The organism is Mucilaginibacter tolerans, assembly GCF_030519375.1.
GTDB lineage: Bacteria > Bacteroidota > Bacteroidia > Sphingobacteriales > Sphingobacteriaceae > Mucilaginibacter.
This window is the reverse complement of sequence record NZ_JAUMKB010000012.1, coordinates 1-15409: the sequence shown is the minus strand read 5'-3', so window position 1 is coordinate 15409 and position 15409 is coordinate 1. Positions and strand designations below refer to the sequence as shown.

General features: G+C 41.6%; 7 protein-coding genes and 1 pseudogene. 6 read left to right on the top strand and 2 right to left on the bottom strand.

The annotated features are described in order from the left end of the window. Positions 1–54: 54 nt before the first annotated feature. On the bottom strand, positions 55–1041 hold the full coding sequence (locus Q3A68_RS16565) for a GlxA family transcriptional regulator (RefSeq protein WP_302902229.1): 987 nt from the start codon (positions 1039–1041) through the stop codon (positions 55–57). Between the two features lie 208 nt (positions 1042–1249). On the opposite strand from Q3A68_RS16565, the gene Q3A68_RS16560 reads away from it, so the two are divergent. Beyond that, on the top strand, positions 1250–1630 hold the full coding sequence (locus tag Q3A68_RS16560) for a VOC family protein (RefSeq protein ID WP_302902228.1): 381 nt from the start codon (positions 1250–1252) through the stop codon (positions 1628–1630). 72 nt (positions 1631–1702) lie between these two features. On the opposite strand, the gene Q3A68_RS16555 is transcribed toward Q3A68_RS16560, so the two are convergent. Further along, on the bottom strand, positions 1703–2464 hold the full coding sequence (locus Q3A68_RS16555; RefSeq protein WP_302902227.1) for an NUDIX hydrolase: 762 nt from the start codon (positions 2462–2464) through the stop codon (positions 1703–1705). Positions 2465–2680: 216 nt separating this feature from the next. Between Q3A68_RS16555 and bglX the strand changes: the two genes are divergently transcribed. The 5 genes and pseudogenes from bglX to Q3A68_RS16530 form a co-directional block, all read left to right on the top strand. After that, positions 2681–4987, top strand: a complete 2307-nt coding sequence (gene bglX, locus Q3A68_RS16550) for a beta-glucosidase BglX (protein ID WP_302902226.1) — start codon at positions 2681–2683, stop codon at positions 4985–4987. Positions 4988–5848: 861 nt separating this feature from the next. Then, on the top strand, positions 5849–9145 hold the full coding sequence (locus tag Q3A68_RS16545) for a SusC/RagA family TonB-linked outer membrane protein (protein WP_302902225.1): 3297 nt from the start codon (positions 5849–5851) through the stop codon (positions 9143–9145). An 18-nt stretch (positions 9146–9163) separates the two neighbouring features. Next, a complete protein-coding gene (locus Q3A68_RS16540) occupies positions 9164–11008 on the top strand; it encodes a RagB/SusD family nutrient uptake outer membrane protein (protein ID WP_302902224.1) in 1845 nt (614 codons plus the stop codon). A gap of 159 nt (positions 11009–11167) precedes the next feature. Continuing rightward, entirely contained in the window at positions 11168–14743 is a 3576-nt protein-coding gene (locus tag Q3A68_RS16535) for a VCBS repeat-containing protein (RefSeq protein ID WP_302902223.1), read from the top strand. A 7-nt stretch (positions 14744–14750) separates the two neighbouring features. Continuing rightward, positions 14751–15409: pseudogene (locus Q3A68_RS16530) on the top strand (vanadium-dependent haloperoxidase); the annotation flags it as partial.

The following is a 15409-nucleotide window of genomic DNA, read 5'->3' as shown; positions in this document are numbered from 1 at the left end:
GGTAGATTTATTAAGCCCTTTCCTGCTGGAGAGGGCTTTTCTATATAGGTGTGATTAAACGGCCACCGCCATTTCACGATTATATTTATTGCGGTACTCCAATGGAGATAGTCCTGTAATCTTCTTAAATATGTTGCGGAAGGCTTTGTTATCAGAATAGCCTACCGAATACATCACTTCGTTTACATTCTCCCTGCCCGATTCCAGGCTTTTCTTGGCGGCCTCGATCTTGACGCGCTGAAGATATTCAACAGGCGTATTGGCGGTTGCTTTTTTGAAGCGACGCTCAAAATTGCGCCTGCTGATGGAAAACATTTCAGATAGCTGATCAACAGAGATCTTGGTGCCTACATTGCGTTCAATATAAATCTGCGCTTTTTTGATCGGTTCATCCTGGTGCTCTTTTTGACCACTGAATATGACAAACGGCGACTGGCTTTCGCGGTCGATTTCAATCTCCATCACTTTTGAACAATGGACAGCTACATCCCTGCCACAATATTTCTCTACCAGGTATATCACCAGGTTAAGGAAAGAGTAGGCGCCACCGCTCGAATAAATGCCAAGTTCATCAATGATCAGCTTTTCGGGCATGAGTTTAATATTGGGAAATGCCTGCCTGAATATGTCAGCAGCCATCCAGTGCGTGGTGCAGGTTTTACCTTTAAGCAAATTGGTGGATGCGAGTAGAAAAGCACCAGTACACAAACTGGCCACTTCGGCCCCATGTTTGTATTGGTCTACAATCCAGGGGACAAAATCCTGGTTTCGCTCAATGCCTTCCATCGGGTTGCCATAAAAGGCGGGGATCATAATCAGGTCGGTCTTTTTTATCTCGCTTACTAACGAATCAGGCCGAACGGCAAATAAACCTCCATACAAATCCGTTTCTTTACTCAAACCCACCAGGTGAATATCAAAAACCGGCTTTTTGCCCCTCATTTCCATAAAGCTATTTACGAAAGAGAACACTTTATAGGTGCCTATTACGCTGCTAAGTATAATGGGCCCTTGCGGTATAATTATGGATACATGTTTCATAATGCTGGTATGTATAATTGATAAACAAAGTTAAGTCAGCAGATTGGCGCAATCAACCCCTAAAGTTGTCGTATTTACCCACCCCATGCTTTCCAAAATCGACTTAGGTTTGCTTTAGAAAAAGCACTGAAATACACCTTAAATATTAAATGCTGACTTAATAAGGGCTTAATAATTTAATCAGGTTCACCCAAAAAATAAAATCACTATGGATTCTTCAGTAAACATCCTCAACTGGTTTGAGATATCAGTAAGCGACATCAAAAGAGCTAAAAAATTTTATGAGACTATTTTTTCAATTACCATGGAAGAACAGGAAATGATGGGTATGAAAATGGCATTTTTCCCCTTTGAAATGAACGGTAAACTTTCAGGCGGATTAGTGCAAAGTGACATGCACAAACCAAGCGCCGACGGTGTGAAGATCTATTTTAACGGCAACCCCAATCTGGATGTGGCGTTATCAAAAGTAGAAGCGGCCGGCGGCAAAATAACTATGCCCAAAGGGAAGATCAGCGATGAAATAGGTTATATGGCATTCTTTATCGATACTGAGGGCAATGCAGTAGCGTTGCATTCAAACGCGTAATATTTACGATTTTAGAATTACGAATTGCGATTTGAAAATTAAGGATGAAGTATCGGCAATATAAAATCAACTTCACCATCCACCTTTTAAACCTTCTTTCAGGGCGTTTTGATAATTCTTCAGATCAAATGAATAAAGGTAGGGCGCTTTATGTGCCCCACCTTTTCGTGGCTGCTCAGAGCGGTTCAGGATACCAAAGCCCAGCATACGGCGCTGAAAATTCCGGCGATCGAGTTTTTTATCCAGGATGGTTTCGTACAGCTTTTGTAACTCCGGCATGGTAAATTCCTTTGGCATCAGGTTGTAGCCGATAGGCTGATAGTTTAGCTGAAGGCGTAAAGTATCCAAAGCAGATTTGATGATCTGGGCATGGTCGAGTTTAAAATCAGGCAGATCGGTCAGGTCATACCAGGTACAGCTCTCGGAGTGGCCATCAGGTGTGGGGTTTACATGAACAAAATCAACCAAAGCATAATAGCCGATAGTTAAAAACCGCATGGAAAACCAGTTCTCTTCCGGTGGCAGCATATCTTTATACATATCATGGTGCGGCCTTGCACGGTCGGGGTCGCCAAACACGCGGAATTGTTGTAAAAATATTTCGTCCAGTCCGGTACGCTCTTTCAGGATGCGGTTGGCAGCCATTTCGATGGGCTCGTCTTTCATTACAAAACCGCCAGGTAAATACCAGGACGCTTCATTTTTTATTTTAAGCCCCAAAACTTTTAATTGTCCTTCGTGAAACCCGAATACTACACAGTCAATCGAGATGTGATCGAGATAATTGCTGCGTGCTGTTTCACAAAAATCTATAAGCTCCTGTTTATTAAACATTTTAAGTTATTGTGCAAAAATACTTTGATTATCTGAATTATAATAAATACTATTGTGTTCAAAATACACCAAGCTCTTTGAAGCAAAGGTGCAACAACCAATTATTGAACTTGAATTTATTAAATATCAGAACCAGTTTTATAATGGTTTAACTTTGTAAAGATATTATTTATACAAGTTCCAACGCCAGTTTAAACCTGTTTTCATTCAATTAAAATGAAAAAATATTTCTTACACCGGGTATTCCGGAAGATCGCAGTAATATCTGCATTGATATCGCCTGTCATGGCTATGGCTCAAGGTAGCAGTGGCGATGCCAAAATGGATGCTTTTGTGAAACAACTGATGGCGAAGATGACCCTTGATGAAAAAATAGGTCAGCTTAACCTGGTAACCAGCGGCCGGGCGCTTACTGGTTCAGTAGTAAATAAAGGTGTCGAGGAGGGGATAAAAAAAGGAGAAATTGGAGGAATATTTGGTGTTTACGGCACCGACTATATCGGTAAGGCGCAGGAACTTGCGGTAAAAAATTCACGTTTGCATATACCTTTAATATTTGGGCTTGATGTGATACACGGTCACCGTACTATTTTCCCGATCCCGTTAGGTATGTCTGCAACGTGGGATATGGGCTTAATCGAACGTTCTGCTAAAATTGCAGCGAGTGAAGCAACAGGCGAAGGCATCAACTGGGTTTTTTCACCAATGGTAGATATTGCACGCGACCCTCGCTGGGGCCGTATTTCAGAAGGTTCGGGTGAGGACCCTTATCTGGGTTCGATGATCGCCAAAGCAATGGTGAGAGGCTATCAGGGTACCAATATGAAAAATAGCGATGCGGTGATGGCCTGTGTAAAGCACTTTGCATTATATGGTGGTGCTGAGGCCGGGCGTGAATATAATACGGTTGATATGAGCGCGATAAAAATGTACCAGGATTACCTGCCGCCATATAAAGCAGCTGTGGATGCGGGTGCGGGAAGCTTCATGAGTTCATTCAATACTATTAATGGTGTTCCGGCAACTGCAAATCAATGGTTGCTGACAGATCTGTTACGCAAGCAGTGGGGCTTTAAAGGGTTTGTTGTGTCAGATTATACTGCTGTTAACGAATTGTCGGCCCATGGTTTAGGTGATTTGCAAACGGTATCAGCATTAGCATTAAAAGCCGGCCTGGATATGGATATGGTGGGCGAAGGTTTTTTAAAAACCTTAAAGAAATCATTAAAAGAGAAAAAAGTAACACAGCAGGAGATAGATCAGGCTTGCCGCAGGGTGCTGGAGGCCAAATATAAATTGGGACTGTTTGACAATCCTTATAAGTCAATCAATTCCGAGGTAGAGGCGAAAACAGAATTGACCGAAGCTAACCGCCTCGCTGCAAGGGAAGTTGCTGAGCACTCTTTCGTATTGTTAAAGAACAAGGCTCAGATATTGCCATTGAAAAAGTCGGGAACTATTGCCTTGATCGGTCCGCTGGCTGACAATCAATCGGAAATGCTGGGTACCTGGGTAATAGCAGGTGATCCAAAGAAATCGGTAAGTGTGATTGACGGTGTGAAGAAAGTGGCCGGTTCTGGTGTTAACGTATTATATGCCCGGGGATCCAATATTACGGATGACTCCTTATTAAATGCCCGTGCCTGGTTTTTCGGTATGAAGCAGGAGAGGGATAACCGCCCCGCTCAGCAAATGATTGATGAAGCCGTTGAAACTGCAAACAAAGCTGATGTGGTTGTAGCAGTAGTAGGAGAATCGGCAAATATGTCCGGAGAGTCTGCCAGTCGTTCTGATATCAACATACCAGAAACGCAAAAGGAACTGTTAAAAGCACTTTTCAAAACCGGAAAACCAATTGTATTGGTATTGTTTAATGGCCGTCCGCTTACTTTACCCTGGGAAGATCAGCATGCAAACGCTATCCTGGATGTTTGGGCGCCAGGAACAGAAGCGGGCAATGCCATTGCTGATGTGTTGTTTGGTAATTATAACCCATCTGGTAAGATTACGGTAACATTCCCTAAAAATGTGGGGCAAGTACCTATATATTATAATCACAAAAATACCGGTCGTCCGTTTGATGATAAAGGGCCGGCTAAGTTCAAATCAGATTACATAGATGTTTCCAACGCACCATTATACCCGTTTGGCTATGGATTGAGCTATACTACCTTTAAATATAGTGATGTAAAACTGAGCAAAAGCAGTTTGAAAGGTAATCAAACACTAAAAGCTACTGTTACAGTAACCAATAGCGGGAATATAGATGGAGAGGAAATAGTGCAATTATACGTAAGCGACCCCGTTGCAAGTATAAGCCGTTCGGTTAAAGAGTTGAAACATTTTAAGAAGATATCACTTAAAGCAGGAGAGCAAAAAGAGGTGTCTTTTGATATCACTGCCAACGATTTGAAATTTTACAATACCAGGCTGAAATATGACTGGGAGCCGGGCGAATTTATAATCCAAATTGGCACTAATTCAAGCGACGTACAATCGGCATCAGTGCATTGGTCAAAGTGAAAATTTAATGATATTATTTTGTCCGTTTTCAATGAAAATTTAAGAAAAATATAAAAGGTTTAATAAAGTGTAAAAGGCTGGGATTATTTAAACAATTCCGGCCTTTTAGTTTGTTTAAATGATTTTGGCCCAATATTTTCTTATATTTCTCCAACTAATTAAATGTTTAGTTAACATTTAATTTTGTAAATCAACAAGTGATACTTTGCTGCATAATTATGATGATTTTTTAACATAATTATCTGGATATAAAATCTCTTTTTTGCCACCCACCCAATAAAAAAATGTAATTTATTTTGGCATCGTAGTAATTAAAATGCAGAATTATTACTTTTTAAAAGTTTGCATTAAAGTATAGCAGCTTTTTTACGTTGTTATTTTTTCAATTATATGTGAGATTTATTGAACTATTTGTAAATAAATCTTATTTTTCTGGATGTTGAATATAATTAAACTGTAAAAAAATAATTAATTTATAAATCTTCAAATTGTGCTTGTGTATACAATACACTCTATTTAAATTAGATGCAGTACCAATTAAGTTTTGTCGGCTTGCGGCAGAACCCGTATAACCTGATATAATTATAACATAGTGATTTTTTAATGCTCCGGCACTTTAAATGGTGTTTCGGTGTATTGAAACAAGGGACAGTGACGGTTTTTTAAAATCTATTATCAAATATTAAATGATAAAACTTTTACTTATTTCTTTTATATGCAATGCCCTTAGCCTCTCAAACTACTTCAGAGGGCATCGCATAAGCCTTTTTGATCCCAGTCAATAAACCAGCAATAGCTGGCATTAGCTAGAATTTCAATTATCAACTAAATCAATAAATTAATCAACTAAATCTCAATCTCATGTTTAAAAGTTTACTTCTAAAAGGAAGGACGCTGTGCATATTAGTATTATGCGCGCTCTCCTCGTTGGTAGTTACAGCCCAAACAAAGATTACGGGTAAAGTCATCGGAAGTGATGATAAGCAACCAGTAATTGGTGCTACCGTGAAAATTAAAGGTACAAACGTAGGTGTTGTTACCGATGTAAACGGCGCTTTTACTATCAACGCAAACAATGGTGACCAACTGGTGATCTCCTACATTGGTTACCAGGCAAAAACCGTATCGGTGACAGGCCCGTCACTAGGAACTATTACGCTTACTGTTACTAACAGCACCTTAAACGAGGTGGTGGTAACTGGTTACCAGACCCAGGCGAAAAAGGATATTACCGGTGCAGTTGCATCAGTAAATGTAAGCGACGCAAAAAAGATACCGGCTACTACCTCTGAGCAATTATTACAGGGCCAGGCTTCCGGTGTTACCGTAATTAACCAGGGCGCCCCAGGTTCTTCAAGTACGGTGTTCATCCGCGGTATTACCAACTTTGGTAATAGTACACCTCTGTTTGTTATCGATGGTGTTCAAACCACCAATATGTCCCAGGTAAACCCCAATGACATAGAAAGCATCAGCGTATTAAAGGATGCCGGTGCAGCAGCTATTTATGGTGTTTCGGGTGGTAACGGTGTAATTGTGATCACTACCAAAAAAGGTAAGGCAGGCAAAACTGTGCTTAACTACGATGCATATTATGGTAGTCAGGTACCTCCGGGAGGTAACGTATGGCATTTGATGACCCCTTCTCAGCAATCAGCATTAGCTTACCAAGCCGATGATACCGGTTTACAACAAAAACTGTATGCTGGTGGTGCAGGAACTTTACCGGTTTATGGTTACCATGGCGGAGCGGATTATTCCACTTTTGGTTCAGCAGGTGTTACCAATGACCCTGCTATTGAAGGCGGTTATTTTTTCGATGCCTTAAATCCAGGTAACGATTTCCTTGTACAAAAATTTAACCAGAAAGGTACAGACTGGTTCCATGAAATTTTCAAAGCCGCTCCGGAACAAAGCCACACAATAACTGCAAGTGGCGGCAATGATAAAAATACCTACTTGTATTCATTACAATACCTTAACCAACAGGGTACTTTAATTGAGACCTTTGAGAAACGTTACCAGGCACGTGTTAACAACACTTATAGCGTGCTTGATAATCACGTGCGTTTTGGTGAAAGCGGTTACGTGTTTTATCGCGAAAACAACGGTGGCAGCTCCTTCAACCAACAACAAGAAGGAGGTAGTATTTCAAATACATATCGTGAAATGCCACTTATACCTGCTTATGATATAAGAGGTAATTTTGGTGGTGCTTACGATGGTCCTACTGGTGAACCTCTGGGTAACGGTAGTAACCCGCTTGCCCAGCAGATGGGAACTAAAAATGACCGAAATAAAACCTGGAACATGCAGGGAACTGTTTTTGCAGAGCTTGACTTTCTGAAACATTTCACCGCCCGTACAGCTTTCGGTGGCAATGCTGGCAACACTTTTTACTATTTTACAACAAATACCCCGTATTACGACTATGAGCCACACGCAAACCCGAATGGATATACCGAGGTTGCGCAATATTATTTTAATTATAACTGGACCAATAGCATTACTTACAAACAAACATTTGGCAAACACAGTGTCAATGTTTTCGCAGGTTATGAAATCAAAGAAAATGGTGGTCAGCAGTTAGGTGTAAATGCCTCAAACTTCGTATCGCTGGACCCTAGTTTCCTTACAGTTGCACAAACAACCAAATCAACATCGATCGGTTTGTCAGGTGGTAATGGTACATATCTTTATCAGCCAACGGGAACTGAATCCTATTTTGCCCGTTTGGACTATAGCTATAATGACCGCTATTTGCTAGGCGCTACCGTACGTCGTGACGGTTACTCTTCGTTTTATACTGGTCGTCAATGGGGTACATTCCCGTCCATATCATTAGGTTGGCGCGTTTCTCAGGAAGATTTCCTGAAAAGCATTAGCTGGCTCCAGGATCTGAAACTTCGCGGCAGTTACGGTTCAACAGGTAGCAACGCAAACGTGCTGGGAACAAACGCACTTAACACCGCTAACCAAGGTTTGGGAAGCGCGTTTTATGATATTTCAGGATCTGGAAATAGCGTTGTACCCGGTTATGCTTTTACCGGTATTGGTAACCCTAACACTACTTGGGAAACTGATAAGATTCTTAACATCGGTATTGACGCTTCAGTGTTCAGTCACCTTGATTTAAGCCTGGAATGGTATAAAAAATCGATCAGCGGTTTATTGTTCCCTAAAGGGCTTCCTGCAATCACAGGTTCGGCAAGCCCTCCAACTGTCAACGTAGGCGATGTACAGAATACCGGTATTGACTTTCAGGCAACATATCATGCGAATGTGGGCCAGGATTTCAAGTTCAGCATCGGGGCGAACATCACTGCTTACAAAAACAAGATCACCAAGCTGGCTGATCCGGGTTACTTTACTGTATCAAACGGTACCCGTATCGGTACTTTCGTAAGAGAGGAAGTGGGGCATCCTATTGGTTCATTCTATGGTTATGAAACTGCTGGTATATATCAAAACCCATCACAGGTGTCAAGCCTGCCTGGTTATTCTGGCGCACAACCTGGAGCCTATATTTATAAGGACATTAATAACGATGGAAAGATTGATGCTAATGACCGTACATTCATTGGCAATCCTAACCCTAATTTTACTTATGGCGTTAACCTGAACGCCAGCTACAAAGGATTCGACTTTTCAATGGTATTATATGGTTCGCATGGCAACAAAGATTTCAATTATGTAAAATACTGGACTGACACATATGGTGCTTTCCCAGGTGGCAAGGATATCGACCTGATAACAAAATCAGCTAATGTAGATCCAGCTACTAATACGGTTACCAATCCTGGTGCAACCCAATCAGCTATGACGATTAGCCAGGCATTGGGTACCACAATTCCAAGCACTTTTTACATTGAAAGCGGTTCATTTTTGAAATGTCGTGTTGCACAACTTGGTTATAATTTTGATGCGGGTGTTTTGAAAAACATTGGTATAAGTAAATTGCATGTATATGTACAGGCAACCAACCTGTTCACTATCACAAAATATAGCGGCTTAGATCCCGAGTTGGTCCCATCGGTTAATAACCTTAACCAGTCAGGTAATGCATTCCCTCAGCAGAGCGCATCTTTTGGGGTAGACTACGGTGCATATCCTAATAACCAGAAAACATATTTGGTAGGTGTTAATATGACATTTTAACAATAAAAAATTTTTGTTATGAAAAAATCGAATTATAAATTAATAGCATTAGGGGCATTAGTTTTTCTTGCCTCTGTGTACTCTTGCAAGAAGGTCTTGAATAAGGCCCCTGTAGGCGTACTACCCGCAGACATACTTCCTACTAAAGCTGGTGTAGACGGGTTATTAATCGGCGCGTATTCTTTATTGGATGGATATTATCAAGGTCAGCCGGGTTCAGCTTTTGCCTCTGGCATTAGCAATTGGAGCTGGGGCGGCGTAGGTTCAGACGATGCATATAAAGGTTCAAGCACCGGTGACCAGAGAGATGAAGGGTTGACAGCTATCGAACAGCATATTAGCATTAACCCAACCGACGGGTATCTTGGCTCTAAATGGCAGGTATGCTATGCGGGTATTGCTCGTGCAAATAATGTGATACAGGAAATACCGCTGGTTAAAGACGGCTCGCTGTCTCAGACTGACGCTGATGCTGCTAAAGCAGAAGCGCTGTTTTTGCGCGGTCTTTACCATTTTGAACTCGCCAAGATATGGCAGAAAGTTCCTTATGTTGATGAAAATATTACGTATCTGGCAGGCAATTATAATGTTCCTAATCCTGGACCGATATGGGATAAAATTGAAAAAGATTTTACAGATGCGATGGCTAAATTGCCCGACACCCAACCGCAGGCCGGCCGGGCGAATAAGTGGGCTGCTGAGGCGTTTTTGGCAAAAGCCTATGTATACAATCATGAATATGATAAGGCTTTACCTTTGCTGACAGAGCTTATTACAAGCGGCAAAACAGCCAGCGGAGCGAAATATGCTTTGGAGCCTTATAATGACAACTTCAATGCATTAAAGAAAAATGGGCCTGAATCAGTGTTCGCTGCTCAGATGTCTGTAAATGACGGTTCAAACGGGCAGAATGATGACGCCGGAGACGTGTTGAATTTCCCCGGTGGCGGTACTTATTCTAGCTGCTGCGGATTTTATACGCCATCATACCACCTGGCTAATGCGTTTAAAGTGGATGCCAATGGTTTGCCAATGTTTCAAATCGATGCTGGTACCGGATTTCCACAATATGACGTAGTGAATTTAGGCAATGACCATGGTGTTGCTGCGGGTGCAGCTTATACACCTACTAATGAAGCTATAGATTCGCGCCTTGACTGGACTGTAGGCCGGAGAAATATTCCTTACCTGGATTGGGGTTTAGGTGGCGGCGAACCGTGGACCCGTGGTGATTTGGTGCCGTATGTGCCAATAAAAAATGTGTTTTATCACTCTGCCCAAGCTACAACAACCGATACTCAAGGTGGTTGGGCTGGTAGCCAGGGAGTATCTAATAATTATAATATCATCAGGTTTGCTGACATCATATTATGGCGAGCCGAATGTTATATTTTGGGCAGTGCACCGAATTTGGCAGCAGCAGAAGCTGATGTAAACACAATAAGAGCTAGGGCAGCGCTTCCATCCAATTGGGTGAAAACTTATATAGATAATAGTAACCCGGCCAAAGGCTTTACCAATACTCCTGCTGCTAATTATAAAGTGGGTTTATATACTGGGCAATTTACTGCTCAAGGTAAGGCATATGCTCTTGCAGCACTGATTACAGAAAGACAATTGGAGTTTGGTATGGAAGGTCATCGTTTCTTTGATCTGCAACGTATGGACGGCAGATTCGGAGGGCCAATGCCTGCGGGATACATGGCAGGTGTAATGAACGCCTACTATAAGGCCGACAACCGTATTCCAAACCCAACTCTTGGCACTGCCAAATTTACAGCGGGCCGGGATGAAGTTTATCCTATACCACAAAGTGAAATAGATATTGAAGGTGGGAAATTGGTTCAAAACACAAACTATTAATAATTAGTAATGAAAAGAAAAGGGTGGTGATATATATCACCACCCTTTTTTTATAAATTAGCGGGTGATATTTTTTACTATATATTTACTTATAGGTCGAAATATAAACCTGTAAACAAACATCGCCCTGACAGAGTGAAGCTAAATTAAACTGCTGTAATGAAAGTTTTTCGACACCTTTTATATCTTATAATTCCTGTTTTATTTTTTTCTTGCAAACAGACAACCCTATTTGAACAAATACCATCTTCGCGTTCAGGTGTGCATTTTAATAACCTCGTTATCGAAAATGACACTATAAATCCACTTGATAAATTAAATATTTATAATGGTGGTGGTGTTGGTGTCGGTGACTTCAATAATGATGGTTTACAGGATATTTATTTTGTCGGAAATGCGGTATCAAACAGATTGTATCTCAATAAAGGTGATATGCAATTTGATGATATTACAGAAAAGGCAGGAGTAGGCGGGAAAGGTGGTTGGGGCAGAGGTGTTGCCGTAGTAGATATAAATAATGATGGCCTGCTTGATATTTATGTATGCAACACATTGCTAAATGATCCGCAAAAAAGGTGTAACCTTCTTTATGTCAACCAGGGAGTAGATAAGCAGGGTATTCCTCATTTTAAAGAAATGGCGAAGGAGTACGGTCTGGATATAACAGTACATTCCACCATGGCATCATTTTTTGATTATGATAATGATGGCGATCTGGATATGTATCTCACAGTTAACGAGGTTGATCCAACTGATAATACCAGTCTATTTAGGCCAATCATTAAGGATGGGTCTGCAAGAAGCACCGGAAGATTATATCGTAATGACTGGGACCCGGTGTTAAAACATTCGGTTTTTCATGACGTATCTATGCAGGCTGGGATTAAAATGGAAGGTTTTGGCCATGCTGCAACAACCGTTGATATTAACCGTGATGGATGGAAAGATATCTATGTAACAAATGATTTTTTGCCTGACAATATTCTCTACATCAACAACCACGACGGCACATTTACGGATAAGTCCCAAGCGTATTTTAGGCATACATCAACAAGCGCGATGGGCCAGGATATCGAGGACGTAAACAATGATGGACTAGCTGATGTATTTGAGTTGGACATGAACCCGCCGGATAATTATCGTAAAAAAATGTTCATGAGCCCCAATAACTACCAGGTGTTTCAGAACTATGATCATTATGGCCACCAATACCAATATTCAAGAAATACGTTGCAACTTAATCAGGGGCCAAGAGTTGGGCAAAATGATTCAATAGGGGACCCTGCATTTAGCGAAATATCCTTTATGAGCAATGTGTCCCAGACAGATTGGAGTTGGGGGCCTATGCTGACAGATTTTGATAATGATGGTTTCCGTGACCTGATAATTACGAATGGCTATCCAAGAGATGTGACTGATCATGATTTTATGAATTTCAGAGCCCAATCTTATTTTATAGCTAGTAAAAAGCAAATTTTGGATCAAATTCCTATAGTTAAGATTCCAAATTTTGCTTTCAGAAATAATGGGAAACTGCAATTCGACGATGTAACAGAGAGCTGGGGATTTAAAATACCCACATTTTCAAATGGCGCTGTTTATGCCGATCTGGATAATGATGGTGATATGGACGTGATCATTAATAATATTAATGATGAGGCTATGATCTTTAAAAATACTTCGCGGGAAAAAGACCCGAATGATTGTCATTATTTGCATGTTACATTCAAAGGTGGCCCAAATAACATAAATGGGATCGGTGCCTGGGCTGATATTTATTACGACCATGGTAAACATCAGGTATATGAGAATACTCCTTATAGAGGCTATTTGTCTACCATTCAAAATATGGCGCATTTTGGCTTGGGTAAAGTCAGCACACTTGATTCAGTTGTAATAGGCTGGCAAAACGGTCAAAAGCAAAAGTTACAGAATGTAAAGGCCGACCAGGTTTTGAAGGTTGATATAAACAATGCCCGCGAGTCTTATACTTTTAAGCAGCCTGAGATTGACAAGCAGTCTTTGTTTAGGGAGGTAACGAAGATGCTGGGTGTAAACTATAAGAATCAGGATGAAGATTATATCGATTTCAACGTGCAAAAATTATTACCGCACAAGCTATCTGAGTATTCTCCAGGGCTAGCTGTCGGAGATGTTGATGGTAATGGTCTTGATGATATTATAGTTGGTGGAACATCAAAATATCCGTCGCAGCTGTTCTTGCAACAGGCCGATGGTAAATTTATTCAGCGCAAATTGCTATCAACGCCCGCAAAACCTTCTGATAAGTTTAAAGATGAGGGTTTATTGCTTTTCGATGCCAACGGCGACGGTAAACTAGATCTGTACGTGGCTAGCGGTGGTTATGCCAATCAATCAGGCTCTCCGTTTTATCAGGACAGACTTTACATTAATGATGGCAAAGGAAATTTTACTGAGGCGGCAGACGCATTACCTAAAAACTATACCAGCAAGTTATGTGTTCGTGCTGTTGACTACAATAAGGATGGCAAGCTTGACCTGTTTGTATCCGGCAGGGTTGATCCGTGGAATTATCCGAAGCCTGTTTCCAGCTTTATTTTACGCAATGACAGCCAAAATGGTCATGCGAAGTTTACAGATGTTACCTCGTCAGTAGCAAAAGACCTCACGAATGCTGGTCTGGTCTGTGATGCTGTTTTTACTGATTTTGATAACGATGGCTGGCCAGACCTGGTAGCAGTTGGTGAATGGATGCCGGTAATGTTTTTAAAGAATGATCATGGTGTATTCAAAAATGTGACAGCCAACACAGGAGTTAGCGACAAATTGGGCTGGTGGAATACCATCGCAGCCGGTGATTTTGAACATAACGGCAGAACTGATTACATAGTTGGCAATACAGGGCTGAATACCTTCTTTAAAGCGAGTGATCAATATCCGGTTTATATAACGGCCAAAGATTTTGATAACAATGGTAGTTATGATGCTATCCCTTCGGTTTTTCTGAAAGATCAGGATGGACAGATGAAGGAATTCCCGGTACATACACGTGACGATATTGTGAAGCAAATGATTGGTATGCGGGTGAAATTCCAGAATTATAAATCATTTGCCACAGCTACGATGGATGAAGTATTGCCGCCTGAAATGCGTAAAGACGCATTGCGGCTTAAGGCAAATACTTTACAATCGGTTTATTTGCGTAACGACGGCAATGGCAAGTTTACTATGACATCATTGCCAATTCAGGCACAATTATCACAGCTTTGCGGCATGTCTGTCGACGATTTCGACGGCGATGGTAATCTTGATGTGGTAATGAATGGTAACGATTATGGCACAGAACTTACAACTGGCCGTTATGATGCATTTAACGGTTTAATGCTTAAAGGCGATGGTAAGGGTGATTTTAAGCCACTAAGTATTTTGCAATCAGGTATATATATCCCGGGTAATGGCAAGGCTCTGGTTAAGGTAGCAGGCGCGCATGGGAATTATCTACTGGCGGCCAGCCAAAACAGGGACGCGATGAAAATTTTCGAGCTTAAACGGAATGTTCGCCTGGTTAAGCTGCAGCCGATGGATATGTTTGCTACCATACACTACAAAAATGGGAAAGTAGGCAAGCAGGAGTTCTATTATGGTGACTCCTTCCTGTCGCAGTCGGGCAGATTTATGAATATTGATGATACGATGGGGACGGTTACGATTACAGATAATTTTGGACATGCCAGAAATATTTCAATGAAATAAATTGATTATGAGGACCTTAAAAATATTGGTTGCTTGTGCTGCTATTTTAGCACTGGCGGCATCTTGTAAACAAAAATCAGCCAGTAGCCCGATCGATGATGCAGGGGTGTTGCATGAGAATGAGGACCAGCTGACGAATGTGATCATCTATGATGTGTTCACGCCGCCGGTAGCAGCCCGCATTTACGGTTATACCTCACTGGCGGCATATGAGGCCATTCGGTATGCCGATCCGAAGTATAACTCGATCACGGCACAGCTGAAGGGTTTTGGTGCACCACCCGAACCTGAGCAGGGCAAAAAGTATAACTACACATTGGCCGCCACCAAAGCTTTCTTTACGGTGGCCCATAAGGTGACCTTCTCGGTAGATACATTAAAAAAGTACGAGGATAAGGTATATGCCCGGTTTAAGGATAACCTGGACGAGGAGACCTATAGCCGCTCGGTAGAGTTTGGCGAGAAAGTAGGAAAAATGATCCTGAAGAGGGCCAATGTGGACGATTACCCTCAAACCCGCGGGAAGCCGAAATACCTGGGCAGCTCGGATCCGGGGAAATGGCGGCCCACACCACCGGATTATATGGATGGGGTAGAATACTGCTGGGGACAGATGCATACCCTGCTGCTGGACTCCTCGGGGATGTTCCCGCCGCCACCGCCACC